The 16,593-nt window shown below is 37.2% G+C and carries 16 protein-coding genes; 8 read left to right on the top strand and 8 right to left on the bottom strand.

Annotated elements, in window-relative coordinates; translation table 11 throughout:
• The first annotated feature begins 52 nt into the window (after positions 1–52).
• The 4 genes from aceR to BBP83_RS10885 all read left to right on the top strand — a co-directional run bounded on the left by aceR (position 53) and on the right by BBP83_RS10885 (position 4,056).
• On the top strand, positions 53–943 hold the full coding sequence (gene aceR / locus BBP83_RS10870; protein ID WP_068888392.1) for an HTH-type transcriptional regulator AceR: 891 nt from the start codon (positions 53–55) through the stop codon (positions 941–943).
• 89 nt (positions 944–1,032) lie between these two features.
• Positions 1,033–2,022 (top strand): transaldolase, encoded by a 990-nt coding sequence (gene tal / locus BBP83_RS10875; protein WP_068888394.1) that lies wholly within the window; start codon positions 1,033–1,035, stop codon positions 2,020–2,022.
• Between the two features lie 71 nt (positions 2,023–2,093).
• On the top strand, positions 2,094–2,744 hold the full coding sequence (gene leuE, locus BBP83_RS10880) for a leucine efflux protein LeuE (RefSeq protein WP_068888609.1): 651 nt from the start codon (positions 2,094–2,096) through the stop codon (positions 2,742–2,744).
• A 145-nt stretch (positions 2,745–2,889) separates the two neighbouring features.
• On the top strand, positions 2,890–4,056 hold the full coding sequence (locus BBP83_RS10885; RefSeq protein ID WP_068888396.1) for a benzoate/H(+) symporter BenE family transporter: 1,167 nt from the start codon (positions 2,890–2,892) through the stop codon (positions 4,054–4,056).
• A gap of 67 nt (positions 4,057–4,123) precedes the next feature.
• On the opposite strand, the gene BBP83_RS10890 is transcribed toward BBP83_RS10885, so the two are convergent.
• From BBP83_RS10890 to BBP83_RS10900, 3 genes are all read right to left on the bottom strand, one after another.
• Positions 4,124–4,678, bottom strand: a complete 555-nt coding sequence (locus tag BBP83_RS10890; protein WP_068888398.1) for a TetR/AcrR family transcriptional regulator — start codon at positions 4,676–4,678, stop codon at positions 4,124–4,126.
• A complete protein-coding gene (locus BBP83_RS10895) occupies positions 4,678–5,022 on the bottom strand; it encodes an SMR family transporter (RefSeq protein ID WP_068888400.1) in 345 nt (114 codons plus the stop codon). Before BBP83_RS10895 ends, BBP83_RS10890 begins: the two co-directional genes overlap by 1 nt.
• 88 nt (positions 5,023–5,110) lie before the next feature.
• The gene (locus tag BBP83_RS10900) at positions 5,111–6,106 is read right to left on the bottom strand and encodes an alpha/beta hydrolase (protein ID WP_068888402.1); all 996 of its coding nucleotides are present in this window, start codon (positions 6,104–6,106) and stop codon (positions 5,111–5,113) included.
• A gap of 265 nt (positions 6,107–6,371) precedes the next feature.
• On the opposite strand from BBP83_RS10900, the gene BBP83_RS10905 reads away from it, so the two are divergent.
• Both BBP83_RS10905 and BBP83_RS10910 read left to right on the top strand, forming a co-directional pair.
• A complete protein-coding gene (locus tag BBP83_RS10905) occupies positions 6,372–6,815 on the top strand; it encodes a universal stress protein (protein WP_068888404.1) in 444 nt (147 codons plus the stop codon).
• A gap of 106 nt (positions 6,816–6,921) precedes the next feature.
• Complete coding sequence (locus BBP83_RS10910; protein ID WP_068888406.1) at positions 6,922–7,368, top strand: universal stress protein; 447 nt, start codon at positions 6,922–6,924, stop codon at positions 7,366–7,368.
• Positions 7,369–7,449: 81 nt separating this feature from the next.
• Here BBP83_RS10910 and BBP83_RS10915 read toward each other — a convergent pair whose 3' ends face one another.
• The 3 genes from BBP83_RS10915 to pepN form a co-directional block, all read right to left on the bottom strand.
• On the bottom strand, positions 7,450–7,899 hold the full coding sequence (locus BBP83_RS10915; protein WP_068888408.1) for an RDD family protein: 450 nt from the start codon (positions 7,897–7,899) through the stop codon (positions 7,450–7,452).
• Positions 7,900–8,024: 125 nt separating this feature from the next.
• The gene (locus BBP83_RS10920; RefSeq protein ID WP_068888410.1) at positions 8,025–8,240 is read right to left on the bottom strand and encodes a hypothetical protein; all 216 of its coding nucleotides are present in this window, start codon (positions 8,238–8,240) and stop codon (positions 8,025–8,027) included.
• Between the two features lie 287 nt (positions 8,241–8,527).
• Complete coding sequence (pepN, locus tag BBP83_RS10925; RefSeq protein ID WP_068888412.1) at positions 8,528–11,137, bottom strand: aminopeptidase N; 2,610 nt, start codon at positions 11,135–11,137, stop codon at positions 8,528–8,530.
• Positions 11,138–11,630: 493 nt separating this feature from the next.
• Here pepN and BBP83_RS10930 point away from each other — a divergent pair, with 493 nt between their 5' ends.
• Together BBP83_RS10930 and thiM are read left to right on the top strand one after the other, a co-directional pair.
• Entirely contained in the window at positions 11,631–12,797 is a 1,167-nt protein-coding gene (locus BBP83_RS10930; protein ID WP_068888414.1) for a hypothetical protein, read from the top strand.
• 11 nt (positions 12,798–12,808) lie between these two features.
• Positions 12,809–13,678, top strand: coding sequence for a hydroxyethylthiazole kinase (gene thiM, locus BBP83_RS10935; protein ID WP_068888416.1), 870 nt, complete (start codon positions 12,809–12,811; stop codon positions 13,676–13,678).
• A gap of 19 nt (positions 13,679–13,697) precedes the next feature.
• Here thiM and BBP83_RS10940 read toward each other — a convergent pair whose 3' ends face one another.
• Both BBP83_RS10940 and BBP83_RS10945 read right to left on the bottom strand, forming a co-directional pair.
• Positions 13,698–14,429 carry a hypothetical protein gene (locus tag BBP83_RS10940; RefSeq protein ID WP_068888418.1) on the bottom strand — a complete coding sequence of 244 codons (732 nt, stop codon included), beginning with the start codon at positions 14,427–14,429 and terminating at the stop codon, positions 13,698–13,700.
• Between the two features lie 447 nt (positions 14,430–14,876).
• On the bottom strand, positions 14,877–16,397 hold the full coding sequence (locus BBP83_RS10945; RefSeq protein WP_068888420.1) for a TerC family protein: 1,521 nt from the start codon (positions 16,395–16,397) through the stop codon (positions 14,877–14,879).
• Between the last annotated feature and the right edge of the window lie 196 nt (positions 16,398–16,593).

Genomic DNA, 16,593 nt, shown 5'->3' on the forward strand with positions numbered 1-16,593 from the left:
TTCTTTCAATATATTTGATAGATAAATCTATTTATTTAATGTATTTCTAACAATGAATATCAATCAAGAACAGCTCATTATTTTTAAAACTGTCATGGAAGCAGGTTCTTTTTCTGCGGCAGCCCGACATTTAGGAAAAGTGCCTTCTGCGGTCAGCATGTCTATTGCCAATTTAGAAATTGACCTAAATTTAAAACTTTTTAACCGTGTTGGACGTGAACCTGTTCCAACTGCACAAGCCATTACATTATTTGAAAAGACAGAACAACTGTTGATTGAAATGAATCAATGGAAGCAATACGCTCTGGCTTTAAGTTCTGGCTTAGAATCCGCCCTCAATATTGTTGTTGTGTCTGAATTACTCCATACCCATTGGACAGACTACATCACTCTGCTTGCACATCAATTCCCTGAACTTCAAATTAATATTTTTTCGGCACCGCAAGAAGATGCACAAAAAATGCTGAACAATGGTGTAGCACAATTTGCATTAATGTTTGAACGCGAACAATTAGAAAGTAATGAACAGTTTGTAGAGTTAAAACGTGAAGTCCTGGTTCCTGTTGCATCAAACACCTACGCCTTAGCCCAGTTTGATGCAATTCATTTTGAACAAATTTTACAAAGTAGACAAATTGTTGTGGCCAGCCGAGACCGCAATATTAGACCTGAATTGCTTTATTCAAAAAAATATTGGCGTACCGATAACCACCATTCGGCTTGTGCCATGATTAAACAAAATTTGGGTTGGGGCGTTCTACCCTTAGAAATGTTTACGGAAAACCCCTTACTTAAAAAGCATTTAAAGATTTTAAATTTTGCCGATTTCACACCAAAATTTGAATATTTTGTTGATTTAGTCTGGAACAGAGAAAGTCAGCAAGGCGCAGCTGCTCGTTTTTTGATTGATCATGTCAAAAAACAGCGTAAAAACACTTTTTAAATGCGATAAAACCACGCTTTTCTCTTGGGTTAAATCAACTTTATGATATAACTAATTGTACAAGTAATAACGTTAAGAATTAGAGATCAATGAAACAATCTGCGTTAAACCAATTAAAAAACATGACGACTATTGTTGCTGACAGCAGTGATTTATCTGCAATTGAAAAGTTTCGTCCTTTAGATGCAACAACAAACCCATCTTTAATTACAGCAGCAGCCAATCAGCCTGAAAACAAAAAACTGATTGAAGATGCCTTTGACCAAGCCAAACAAGAAGGTTATGCAAATGATGAGTTAATTGAGCGCACAATTGATATTTTAACCGTCAAGTTTGGTGTCGAAATTTTAAAACTTATTGAAGGTCGTGTTTCTACAGAAGTAGATGCAGCCCTTTCTTATGATACAGATGCAACCATTGCAAAAGCCAAAGAACTACTGGCTTTATATAAACAATATGGAATAGACCCAAACCGCATTTTAATTAAAATTGCATCAACATGGGAAGGGATTCAAGCGGCCAAAGCATTACAGGCAGAAGGCATAAATTGTAATTTAACCCTACTGTTTGGCTTGCACCAAGCTCAAGCTTGCGCAGAAGCCAAGGTCACACTCATTTCCCCATTTGTTGGGCGTATTTTAGATTGGTATAAAAAGGCTGAAAATGTAGATAGCTACAGTATTGATCAAGACCCTGGCGTGCTTTCTGTAAAACAAATTTATCATTACTACAAACAGCACGGCATTCAAACTGAAATTATGGGTGCAAGCTTCCGTAGTGTAGACCAAGTACTTGGACTTGCAGGTTGTGATTTATTAACTGTTTCACCTAATTTATTGGCAACCTTAGCAGAAGACACTCGCGAAATTGAAAATCAATTGTCTGAAAATCATGCGCAGGTGCATATTGATCACCCAATAAACCCATTAAGCAAAGCAGGCTTTAAATCTGCATTAGAACATGACTTAATGTCTTTTCAGTTGCTTCAGGGTGGTATTGACGGCTTTATTAAAGCACGCGAACAACTCAGCCATTTGTTACGCCAATCTTTTGGTTATGACGCAGAAATTCAAGCTTAATTAAATTTTCGTTTTTTCTCTAAGCCGATGCTGCTATTATTCAGTTTCGGCTTTTTTATGTGAGTTTTACCGTGTTTGGCATCACAGATTTAACAACTTATATTATTGGTACAATTTTGATTGTTCTGTTGCCTGGCCCTAACTCTATTTATGTAATGACAATAGCATCACGTTACGGCGTAAAAGCAGGCTACATCGGTGCTTTGGGCGTATACACAGGTGATATGATTTTAATTATATTAACCGCGCTTGGTGCAGCTTCTTTACTGCACACCTTTCCTTGGTTGTTTGTTCTGCTGAAAGTTATTGGCGCAGTCTACCTAAGCTATTTAGGCATTAAACTATTAATGGCTGCCTATAAAACATGGAAAGCTACTGTTGCACCAGAACAAATTCAACAAAAACAACAAAGCCTAAAACAGCCTCATCCTTTTAAAACGGCATTGACCATTAGTATTTTGAATCCGAAAGCTATTCTATTTTATCTTTCTTTTTTTGTGCAATTTGTAGACCCTATCTATCCATACCCGATGCTTACGTTTACGGCCTTAGCAGTAGTATTACAAATAATTAGCATGAGTTACTTAACGGTTCTAATTTTTTCAGGGGTAAAACTCGCGTCTTTCTTTAGCTATCGCTATAAACTGACGGCCTGTTGCGTGGCTTCTGTGGGTCTTCTGTTCTGTGGATTCGGTCTTAAACTGGCAACATCTACACTTTAAAACCAAACTTTTAGATCTTAAATAGAAGCACTTTCAGCCCTATAAAAAAGTGATTAATTATTCGTTTTTTACTTTTCGCCTAAAAATGAATAGCGTATGATTACTACGCTTTTCAACAAATATAATGCTCTTATAGCAATGGATTATGCAAAAACTACTGAATGACTTTTCTGTTCCTGCCGTCTTCGCAGGATTTATTACCTTCTTGGTTGGCATTAGTGTGTCAGCCGTTTTGGTTATTCAAGCTGCCCAAACATTGGGCGCCAATACTGAACAAATTACCTCTTGGTTTTGGGCACTCGGCTTAGCTATTGGGCTTAGTGGCCTACTTCTCTCTTGGAAATTTAAATATCCTGTTGCAACCTCTTGGTCTACCGCAGGACTGGCGCTGATTTTAGCAACTGGAAGCGGTTATAATCTAAATGAAGCCATAGGTGCCTTTTTAGTCTGTGGTCTACTGACTGCCATTTTAGGCTTTTCAGGTGTTTTTCAAAAAGTTCTCTCGTATATTCCACAAAGTTTGACCAGTGCCATGCTTGCTGGAGTTCTGCTAAAATTTGGTATCGCTTTATTTGCCAGTATGCAAAATGAATGGGCATTTATTCTATCGTTATTAGTTGCTTATATTTTATCTAAACGTTTTTGGCCACGGTATAGCATTGTCATTACTGTGATAGCTGGCATTGCCATGTGTCCAATATTTTTGAATTTCAGCATGCCTAGCATAGATTTTGGCATGGCCAAACCAGTATGGGTCACACCTGAATTTAGTAGTTCGGCTATTTTAGGGCTCGCTTTACCATTATTTGTAATTAACATGGCATCGCAATACTTGCCTGGTCTGGCAATGATTAAAAGCTATGGCTATAACCCGCATGTTAACCATCTCATTGGTTGGACGGGTATGGCGCAAGCACTTTTAGCCCCTTTCGGCAGTTATAGTGTCAATATTGCAGCCATCAGTGCCGCCATTAGTTTAGATGATCAAGTACATCCAGATCCTCAAAAACGCTACATTGCAGGTATGAGCTGTGGTTTTTTCTATATTCTGATGGGTATTTTTGCAGCAACTTTAACCAGTTTTTTAATGTCTTTTCCAGCCATCTTTATTACGGCTTTAGCAGGCATTGCTTTATTGGGAACAATCAGCCATAACATTGCCATTGCATTTCATGAAGTTTCAGACCGTGAAGCAGCCTTGTTAACCTTCTTGTTCAGTGCTTCGGGTATTCAATTTTTTGGTATTGGTTCTGCATTTTGGGGCCTAATTTTTGGTTTCGCTGTGCACTTAATTTTAAAACTCAGAAAATAAAAGCTACTAAAAGTACAATATAAACAGCACCATAACTGGTGCTGTTTGTTTATATTTAAATTTGTCATTACAAATAAGTTCTTTGAATTAATTCTTTCTGCATAATCCGCATTTCATTCATATTTTCAGCATTTACAAATACGTTTAGCCAAACACCATCCGCCGTGTAACGTAAAAGTTTTAATTCTAGACCACTATCTGTTTGCTGATGTTTCAGCAATCGGGCATTGAGCCAATCAAACCACAACGTATTAAAAGCATGGTCGGTCAGCATAATCATTGAGATTGCAGACCATAAAGTACCAATACCAGAAAGCTCAGTTTGTAACGTAAAATAAATATAGGCACGTGTAAAACAACCATGTGATTGATCATCTTGTTGCATATAATCATCTACAGCCACATCTAGCCTAAAAAGCACATCTTGTACCATGGCTTCCAGTAGTTTTTGCTTGCTTGGAAAGTGATGAAATACACCGCCTTTGGTCACGCCTGCTAAATCAGCAACAGCCTGAATAGAAACCCCTGCCACCCCTTTTTCTGAAGCCAATTGAATTGTATGTTCAATAATTTTCTGACGGATCAATTCAGGGGCTTTCTTCCGCTGATGCGCATTGTCCATTAGTGCCCCGTCGCATTTGAAAAAAGGTTAATAACCACAACACCAGATACAATCAACCCAATACCCACCATTGCCGCCACATCTAAACTTTGGCGAAAAACAAAAAAGCCAATTAAAGCCGTTAATACAATACCCACACCTGCCCAAATGGCATAAGCAATGCCCAATGGAATGACTTTAATCACTTGGGAAAGCAAATAAAAAGCCATACTAAATAATACAACGACTGCCACGGAAGGCCACAATTTCGTAAAACTTTCCGATTTAACCAAAAAAGTAGAACCAGTCACTTCTAAAGCAATGGCTAAGGCCAACATAGCATAAGCCAATAGCACGGGATTCATATTCACACCTAATAAAAAACATACCAATTGGTTGGTATGTTAGCAATTTTGCATAATAAAGCAAGGGTGATGTGAAATTTTCAATACATTAAGGGCTAAGTTGATTTAAAAATTTGATTGTCTTTTCAAACGTTTGCTGACTAGCGACCTTACTCATCATAAATTGATATTCATGTACTAAAAGCTCTTTTGAATTTGGATAAAAAACCTCTGTGACTGCTACTTTATGTTGTTTTAAGGTCTGTACAAAAGGAAGAGACTGCGAAGCTGTTAAAAAGTCTTTATTGCCACCACTAATCAATACTGGTGGATAATTCGCATTTATATGTTGTCTTGGTGAAATACTGGAAAGAAATGCCTGATCATGCTGACGATCTCCTGTATAAGCCTGCACCAAGTTATAAATCCCCCACTCCAATAATTTTATTTTATCTGATGCAGTATTCACAAAATCATTTAAATCATAAATACCACAATGCAAAATTAAACCTTGAAGTTGCTGGCGTGTAATTGCAGGCTGAAAGTTTTGTGATTGCGCATAAGTCGGATCGGCCACAAAAGCAGCATATTGACTTGCCATATTGGCGCCTGCGGAATCACCCGCTAAATAAAGCTTTGAAGCATCAATATGATATTGCTTTGCCTGCGCTGTAATAAATGCCAAAGCTAAATTCATCTGATTGATTTGTGTCGGATAAATTACATCAGGGGCAAATTGATACTCTACCGAAACCACGTTATAGCCTTGGTCTGCTAATAACTTAAAATAGCCTCGCGCATGTTCCTTAGAACCTGAAATCCAACCACCACCATGTATCCAAACAATGGTCGGTCTTATTCCCAATTGCGCAATATTTTTAGGCTGATACAAATCAATATGCAAGTTAGGGTTCTGCATATACGGAATATTGGTCTGCACGAGCACATCGGCAGGCGCATATTTATCAATCATTTTCTTTTGAATATGAGTCGATGCATTAAATACACCCGCAATCATTTTGGTACTGTTTTTAGTACTCTGGCAAGCGATCAGACTGAACATCAAGCAAGCGATAAAGAGTGATTTTACGATCTTAGATTGCATGACGCCCACCCCAAAAAATATAAATATTGAATAAATGTAATTAGCCTTAATTGAGCAACAATTACAAGTCTTTGTTTTTGTAAAACCTTATAGAAAGTTGATACAAACACTCAGTTTTATTTGCAGTGTAATTGGCATTTCAAACAACCAAGGCATTCTAATTAAATGAATTTACAATATTTTTTCAAATTATAAATTGAACAAAAAAGCCCAATGTGCTATCAATTAAGCATAGGGTCATAATGATAACTTTGGAGTTTCCCCCATGTCTTATAAGCAAATTTTAGTGCCTGTAGATGGTTCACAAATCTCGTTTTCTGCCGTAAAAAAAGCGGCACAGATTGCCAAGGCATTTGGCGGTCAATTGACATTAATTAGCTTAGTTGCTGAAGACCCATTTACAGATGCAGATTTCTACTACTCTTCTGCCATTATGAAAGAATACTTTGTTCAAGCACATGAAAATGCAACCAAAGCATTGGCCGAAGCATTGGAATTTTCAAAGGCTGAAGGTGTAGATGCACAAACTTTGGTGATTAAAGGTCAAGTTTCGGCTGAAGGGATTGCAGAAACAGCCACTGAATTGAAAGCCGATTTAATTGTGATGGGTTCGCATGGCCGTAAAGGTTTCCAAAAAATGTTAATGGGCAGTTTTGCTCAAGACGTTTTACGTAATACAGAACTCCCTGTACTGATTGTAAAAGCTTAAATCAAGATTCCCGCTGATCTTGAGGCGGGAATGCTTTGGATTTGTTTCAGTCTGAATTAAATCTGCAATTTAAAATATAAGCACTTAATATAATAAGGAATAGCGCATGACAACTTATCAGCACATCCTCGTTCCTGTCGATGAATCTCCAATTTCTTATGCTGCCGTGGAAAATGCTCTTACTTTGGCCAAATTATTAAATAGCCAAGTGACCGTTATGAGTGTTGTTGCGATAGACCCATTTGTAGGGGTAGATTTTTATAAAGTTGCACCTGCAATTACCGACTATTTTATGCAAGCAGAAAAAAATGCCAAAGAGCGCTTAGAAGATATTAAGCAATCTTTTGTACGCGATGGTATCCCCGTCGATGTTAAATTGGTACACGGCGTATCACCGACCGAAGGAATTATTCAAGTTGCCAATGAAATTAGTGCAGATTTAATTATTATGGGCTCACATGGCCGAACAGGCATTCAAAAAATGATGCTCGGAAGTGTCGCCAAAAATGTGCTAACACAGTCTCCTATTCCAGTATTGGTTGTTAAAATTTAGTAATTTATGATGTTTAAATTTTAGTTTTATACATAAAAATCCCTCTATTGAGGGATTTTTATAATTTAGCTCTTTTCAATCTTATTGATTACTGCGAATGACAACAGTATTGGCCATTTTGTCATGCCAACCCTGTTTCCTAGGGTCAAACGCCACCCAAAAAATGCCAATAAAAAACACCATCATCGCAGGGAAATACCCCAAATAACGAATTACAGATTGTTTAATATCTAAGTTTTCGCCCGTATCGGCATCCACAATTTTCAATCCCAGTAAAATTTTCCCTGGTGAAGACGACCATATCAGCCAGACCGCAATGGTATAAATAAACGGTAAAATATAATTAATGCTGATATCAAACCATAACACTTGCGGTTGCTCTGCCAAACCTGTGGCAAAAATTAGATCCCAATTGCCTGCATAAAACCACCAAAGTAGCGGATACGTCGCAGTCAACAAAATAATCATATCAATGAGCGAAGCACCAACTCTTACCCAAAAACCTGCATACTGCACATCTGCATCAAGCATTTTTTCTACTCATATTTTTCTTTTCAGAAGAATAATCTACCTGAATTTAGAAAAATGTACGAATTTTGCTTGAGGTCTTAAGGCAAAAAATGACTATTCAGCCACTTTAAGCCCCTAAACCGTGTTTACGCTTTACTAATCATTTGATGCAAGTTTTGTAAATACACTTCGGCATCAATACCATTATGAAATTTTTTCTCAAAGAATCCTGTATTTTGCGTACTATTGGGAGAGTATTCGACAGTAATAATAAATGCATCATCTTGGGGATTTTTAGAAATACGAACTGCAATAATATGTTGAGAGTTTAAATAAAAACCGTCTTCAACCTTAACTAACATAACCGCCTCAAACTAAATAACTGGCATTGGTTTATTTGGAATAATCTATCCAAACCAATGCGTTAAAACCTCTAAATAATTTAAAGATACTATCAAGGGATTATATCAACAAAATGTGACATATAACGCATTTTCAAAAAAATAAAGCATACTGATTAACCTTTTAAAGCTATATGTTCTGCTATTTTTGTCCCCTTTAAATATCATAAGCACATTATGGGTCATCAAATTGGCATAAAAAAAAAGCCTTGCACAACAAAAGTACAAGGCTTTTAGAAGCTTAAAATTTATACGGCAAGCATGCTATTTAAAGATTCTGATACATTCTTCGATTTTACCAATGGTTTCAACGCTTCTAGCTCTGCTTGAACTTGACTGCGTTGCGGTTCCGCTAAGGTATACCAGCGTGAGAGTACCTGTAATAATCGTGAACCGACAATTGGGTTTTTCTCATCTAAATACTTAGCCAGTTCAATGAAATGCTGTACGCCAAAACTCCATGTATTGACTGGATTAGCATTCAAACCACCACTGACTGAACGAATACGATTAGGCACTGTTAAGTCATAATCTGGATGTGAAGTTAAATAAGCTATTGTGGCCGCTGTTGCTTCTGGATGTGCAGCTTGCACCATAAACCATTGGTCCATAGACAGTGCTTCATCTTTAAAATGTGTATAGAAGTCTGCTAAAGCCTCTTTGGCTTGTGGGGCATCATTCCACACCAAGACCTTCAATGCGCCTAAACGCTCAGACATGTTGCGCGTCGTCTGATACTGTTGATGAGCCAACTCAAAAGCATCGACATCACCCTGACGTGCCATCATCATGAGCATGATGTTTTTTAATGCACGTACACCCATGGCTTGTGAAAATTCTTTTTGATTATCTGGATCTAATTCAAGATAAGTATCTTTGCAGAATGAACCTAATTCACGCGCCAAAGTTTTCAGTAAAGCATTACGCTTCTCCTGAATCTGCACAGGGTTATATCCAGCATCAATACGGCTACCCAAATAACCTTCGGCAGGTACATCAAATAGTCGCGAAGCCAATAATGGATCTTTTTGAATTAAATCAGGTAAAGTATTTTTCATTGCCTGAATATAAATATCAGCAACATGATCATTCAGTAAAATGCGGTCTAATAAGGTTTGTGTCGCTTGCCATTGGTTAAAACCATTGGGTTCAAATTGCATTAAAAATGCCAGCTCTTTATCTGAGTAATTAAACTCTAAATTCACTGGCGCAGAAAAATTACGAAGCAACGAAACTACAGGTTTCGTGGTTACCCCTGTAAATTCAATGGTTGCTGTATCTGTATCAAATAAATACACCCCATCTTTCACGCCATTTTCAAACAGTGCAGTAGAATTCAACGTCAGTTGTTCGCCCGTTTCTGCATTAAATAAGGCCAAAGCCACAGGAATAGGCACGGCTTTTAAATTTGCATATTTAGCATGTGCTTTTAGGCTTTGTTTAAAGCTTAATTGATAGGTCTGTGCAGTCGCATCGTAAGTCCCTTGTGCTTCTAATTTTGGTGTACCCGGTTGGTTATACCAAATCAGGAATGCAGATAAATCGACACCTGAACCCGCTGTCAGTGCAGCGACCCAATCTTCTACAGTAACTGCTTGCCCATCGTGGCGCTCAAAGTATTCGTCTGTACCTTTACGGAATTTTTCTTTACCCAAGAGCGTAAACATCATGCGGTTAATTTCCGCACCTTTTTCATATACAGTAGCAGTATAGAAGTTATTAATTTCGACAAAATGGTCTGGACGCGGTGGATGTGACAGCGGGCCTGAATCTTCAGGGAATTGATGTGCTTTTAATACGGCAACATCATCAATCCGTTGTACCGCAGCCGACTGTAAATCTTCCGAGAACGATTGATCACGGAAAACCGTCAAACCTTCTTTTAAGCACAGTTGGAACCAATCACGACAGGTAATTCGGTTACCTGTCCAGTTGTGAAAATATTCATGCGCAATAACGGACTGTACGCGCATGATGGCTGCATCAGTGGTAAATTCTTCATCGGCAAGGACACATGAAGTATTAAAAATATTTAACCCTTTGTTTTCCATTGCACCCATGTTGAAAGCACTGGTGGCAACAATCATATAATTGTCTAAGTCATATGGACGGCCATAATGTTCTTCATCCCAACGCATCGAATGCTTTAAGGCTTCCATGGCAATATGACATTTCGGAATGTCTTTGGGCTCTGCATAAATTTCCAAAGCCACATCACGACCTTCAGAGGTCACATAGCGGTCTTTCAAAACAGCCAAATCACCAATTACACAGGCAAACAAATAAGCAGGTTTTTTGGTTGGATCTTGCCAAATGCTATAGTGACGATCGTTACCCGCCTCACCCGCTTCAATTAAATTACCATTGGCCAAAAGTACAGGGAATTTCTTGTCTGCTTCAACTCGTGTGGTAAAAACTGAAAGTACATCTGGACGGTCTGGGTAAAAAGTAATTTTACGGAAACCTTCAGGCTCATTTTGTGTAACAAACAAATCACCACTGGCTTGATATAAACCTTCCAACTGGGTATTGGTTTCGGGGTGAATCAGCACTTGGGTTTCAATGACAACTTGATCAGGTGCATTCGCAATCACCAGCTGTTCAGTATCTAAGGTATATGCATCTTCAGCCAGCGCTTGACCATTAAGAGCAATCGATTTTAGTTCTAAGTCGCGACCAAGTAACACTAAATCGCCAGCCGTTTGACGTTGCATCACCAATTTAGCAGTAACATAAGTTTTATCGTCAAATACTTGAATATCTAAATCAACAGAATCGACAAGAAATGAAGGTTTTTGATAATCTTTTAAATAGACAGTTTGGTCAACTTCAACCACTGGATTTGCCACAATATTCATAAAATGTCCTGATCCTTTTGCACGAGCCTAGACAGCTGTTTATTATCAAAAAGTGTAAATGATTTAATCATACGATAAGTTTTGCAGGCTGTCTGTGCATTACTTTGTTTTATATATGGGACTGACAGGTGTAATTTTCAATTCAAAACATAGATTGATTTATGCATTGCTGATAAACGAGTCAATTTCTAGGAAAATCATTCAAAATAGATGCTACATTTTTAGATAGTCTTTGTATGATTCTATTTTTTCATCAACGCTAACTGAACATTCTTCACTTGCCAGATCGTGATCAAAATAATTTCAATCATCATTTTTCTACTTCTAGCTACAATAAATTATCTCTATTTAGTTGCTGTAAAGAGCGAATTCAAGTAGCTATTTTTTACGAATTGAATAAAAAGTATGCACTTGTGATTTACTCAAGAGAAGGCGCGCTAGATTAATTTTGCTGTGTATAATAGCCAAGCCAATTCACCAATGATGCCTTGCTATGCTTCAAATTCTGCAAAAAAAACTAGATGAAAGTACACAATGTCCTTTGTGCCGTGCATCTATGTATTGGGTAGAAGCAGAGCAGTATGATAAAGAATTGAATTATCACGAATGTAGCTATTGTGAGCACAAAATCTATCAAGATAAAGTGCATACCTGCCACTGTATAGGTTGCCAAACCAGTCGTAAAAAGCTCATTAAAGAAGCGCTAAATCAAGAAACTTACAAACAAAAAAACAAAGGTAAAGACAAAGCCGATATGGAGCACAAACTGAATCAGCTCAGTTTTATCCAAAAGTTATTTTTATTGTCTATTTTAGATGAACAGGTTTTTGAAAATTCGCAACATGACGAATTCATCGATTGGGAAAAAATAAAGTATTACCCTATTTCACCTAATTATTTGTACCAAAAAAACATCATGAAACGCATGATTGATTTGCATGTTTTGACGTTAAGGGATTATGCAAATGAAGCAGGACAATATTATATTAACGTTCGGTTAGACGGTTATTCAGAACCAAGCCTATATAGTATTACTCACAAATTGCGTCTTTGGTTTTATGAAAATTTGTCGCAAGGTGTTCCCTTTAAGCATTCAGATGAAGTCAAAGATGCGATTTATGAAATTATGTATGAAAAAATTGTCCAATTCATGCAGTTTTACTGTCGGATGTGGCAAGTCCAAATTTCGGGAAATAATGGTTTAAGAACCTTATGCTACCGCTTATTAGACAGCCTAGCCGTTGGACAAATTTTTTACTTAATGCAAACAGCCTTAGATTATTTGCATCAACAAAAACTGCTACAACCCCGTAATGAAAAATTCATTAATACTAATTTACTGAAAAAAACTGTTCAGCAATATCGTGAACGTAGTCTGCAAGAAAAATGGGTAACAACCACACTGCCTCATCCACCACAAATTCCCATGTCAAAAATGGCTGAGATTTTATTTTTTCGCTTTCTTGGCAATGATGAATCAGTTTTTGTTCAACCCATTTGGAAAATTTGGGAAAAAGTTGAACCTCGCTTAAAATTTTTCGCGATGAAACGTTGTATGCATTGTGGGTCAGATGATTTGAAGGTTGAATATGATGCCGAACAGCATATTTCACTTTTTTGCCACAACTGTAAACAACAAGACCATTATTTCACGCGCTAGGGAGAAACTCAATGAACCATCCAGAACAGATGAACAAGACCATGAACACCTCCCTGTCAGGTTTAACTGCACCACTCTTGCAACAAGTCATTGATGCATGGACGGAGCTGAAAACCCAGCAACCTTTAGTACACATTATGACCAATGGCGTGGCGAACAATTACGTTGCCAATATTTTATTGGCTGCTGGTGCCTCTCCAGCCATGATTGATAACCCATTTGAAGCTGAAAGTTTTGCCAGTATTGCCAGTGCAATTAATTTAAATTTAGGCACGCCCACCTCCGAGCAAATGCAAGCCATGCTCATTGCAGCACAAACAGCACAACGCCTTGACAAAATATGGGTACTTGACCCTGTTGGTTATGGCCCAATCTTAAAATGGCGTTCAGAAATGGTCGATACCTTATTGCAATTCAATCCGGCCGTGATTCGTGGTAATGCCTCTGAAATTGGCGCTCTAGCAGGCAATCAAATTCAATCAAAAGGTGTCGATAGTACCGTTAGTAGTGCGTCAGTTTATCGTCAAGCACAGCCACTTTTAGAGCATGCGACCTGTATCGCTATTTCAGGTGAGTCGGATTTTATTTTATCAAAAGAACTAAATTCTGTTATTCAAATTAACGGTGGGTCATATTTGCAACCTAAAATTACAGCTTCAGGCTGTGCTCTAGGTGCGCTGACAGCGGCCTATTGCGCCGTGAGCAATAACATTACCGCAGGTACAGTAGCAGCACACATACATTTTGCAATTGCGGGTAAAAAAGCCTATGAACGTGCAAAAACCGTAGGTAGCTTCAATGTGGCTTTTTTAGATGAAATTTACACATTAGATGCCGAAGATTTTCAGCAATACAGCGACTTTAATATTTTACCTCTATAAATGCGGAAAAATAGATCATTTAATACACTTTACGATCAAGCGCTAAATTAACCACTGTTTCACAAATGGTTTTAAAGTCTAAGCAACAAATGCATATTAACCCTATACCCGAAAAATAATCTGGTACATGTTGCATAAAAAACTGGTTATGTAGGTCAGCTTTTATACGCAAGCAAATTAACTGTTCAGGAATAACTTTAGGCAAATCATAGGGATGTACATATAAATTTTCGCCACGAACCTCGACAGCATTATATTGGCTATGTAGTAACTGTAAAACATCGGCATGTGCTTGTGGCATTTTCTTTCCGACACGCGGGAAAAAATTGGCAGAACGAGAAGCAAATAAAGTATAAATTTTAGGGTGCATGATGGTTGGAACAAACCATAGCGGATACATGGGGTAACGAATCTTATGATTTAATGCAACACGAATTGCCGACTTAAGACTTCTATTACCTCCGCGGTATTCAGCCAAGAAGCCCGCACGCGAACTGATAATAAAAATAGGATTTCCATTTAAAATCAGTTTTAAAATTTGAATGATATTTTGCCCAATTAGTTTATTTTGATGATGGTATTGGACAATAGAAACTGAAAGCGCATCGATGTCATAAACATAACGGTAAAGCTCTTCAATAGAAGAATGTGGAAAAATCTGTTGATCCAGCTCAAAAACTTGCTGAAAAAAATCATGTTTTTCTTTGGGTACCATACGTTTAAAATCAACAATAGTTTCTACTATTTTCATATAGCCTATTCCAGTTTATGGTTAAAAATATGTTCTGTACAGAACAATGCTTTAATCCATTTTTATTTTTTATTTAATCATTCACTTATATCTATTTTTAACACTAAATCTGATTTAAAAACATTTCTAATTTTAAAATTTTTATTTTTCAGTCAAAATTCTCAATAGAATTGACCATTAAAATAAATCAAACGCTATTTTTAAAAATTTATTTTCCCTTTTATATGTCCCCAAAACATTCGACCTAAATATTAGAAAAAATTTAAATATAGTCCATAAAATTTATTGATAATAAATTGTTCAAATTTATAAACCCAGTTTATAGACTTGAATATAAGCCATGAATTTTCAATAGGTATTACAAATGAGATAAAAATACCAGTCTATTTCTCAATAAACTGGTATTCATTTATAAAAGATTCATTTCTTATTAAAAGATTATGAATCTTAGGCTTGAATTAAAACTGTTTTAATTCTATTCGCTTCCATTTCCGTCACTTTAAAACGAATACCCTGGTAATCAAGCTCTGTGCCTACTTCTACCTTACCTTGCATCTTATCCAAAATAAGACCTGAAACACTGATATAACCTGCATCATCCTCGACTAAATCTAACATGCCCAACACCAGCTCCAGTTGGTATATATCTAACATACCTGAAGCCTTCCATGTCTTATCGTCAATTTTGACTAAATCAAGTTGTTCATCTGCGTCAGGAAATTCTCCTGCAATCGCTTCAAACACATCAAGTGGCGAAATTAAGCCCTGAACATTACCAAACTCATCTGTCACCATGACCAATGAACCTTTCGATGTCCTCAAAGTATTAATTGCATCAATCACTTTCATTTTTTCGAAAATATAAATTGGTCGATGTTTTTTAATGAGATCTTTCAGTTCAGCCTCGTCATCTAAAACATCTAACAATTCTTTTGCGCGAACAATACTGATGACTTTATCTACGTTGCCACGGCACACTGGAAATAAACTGTGTGGCACTGAAAGTACCTGCTCACGAATTTGTTCAGGTGTATCATTTAGGTTCACCCAAGAAATTTGGCTACGTGGCGTCATAATAGAAGCAACTGAACGTTCTGCTAAAGTCAGCACGCCACCGATCATATAACGCTCTTCATCTGCAAATGCTTCTTGCGCTTGTTGCTGATTCACACTATCTGATGCTTGAACCTTTCCACCCATCAATTTTAAAATGCTGTCTGCGGTACGGTGACGAAGCGGAATTTTAGATTCTTGTTTTACCATATTGCGTTGGGTAAATTGGTTGAATGCCTCAATGACAATTGCAACACCAATACCTGAGTAAATATAGCCTTTTGGAATGTGGAAGCCAAAACCTTCCGCCATTAAGCTAATCCCAATCAATAACAAGAAGCTTAAACACAGAATAACCACAGTTGGATGACGATTGACGAAATTGGTCAAAGGCTTAGATGCAAGTAACATCACCGCCATAGCAACAATCATGGCGACCATCATCACATAGATGTTATCGACCATTCCAATAGCAGTAATAACAGAATCTAAGGAGAATACGGCGTCTAGCACCACAATTTGGGCAACGACAGCAGTAAAACCTGCATAGACTACATTTGTAGTCACTTTAATTTCAGGCTTCCCTTCCATTTTTTCATGTAGTTCAGTCACGGCTTTATAAACCAAGAATAAACCACCAAATAAAAGGATGAGGTCTCGACCTGAGAATGTCCAATCAAAAAGAGTAATCAGTGGCTTAGTCAATGTGACTAACCAAGAAATGGCAAATAATAAGCCTAAACGCATAAAGAGTGCGAGAGAAAGGCCAACCACACGGGCCTTATCACGCTGTTCTGGCGGAAGTTTTTCAGCCAAAATAGCAATAAAAACGAGGTTATCAATCCCCAAAACAATTTCTAATATAATAAGAGTAAGTAAACCCACCCATATTCCCGGATCTAATAAAAACTCCATTAGTTCATTTCTCCGAAACTATGAATTTGACAAAAATTAACTAGACCTGCGCACGGCGACGGATCCATACAAAAAACCTTTACTACAAAAGATAATTTTATTATGCATAAACTGAAAAGTTTGTAATGTATTTTTTGTGTTTTTTATAAAAATATCTGAACATACAAAGTATGATTTAAATGTACATTTTTTATAA

This window comes from Acinetobacter celticus (assembly GCF_001707755.1).
GTDB lineage: Bacteria > Pseudomonadota > Gammaproteobacteria > Pseudomonadales > Moraxellaceae > Acinetobacter > Acinetobacter celticus.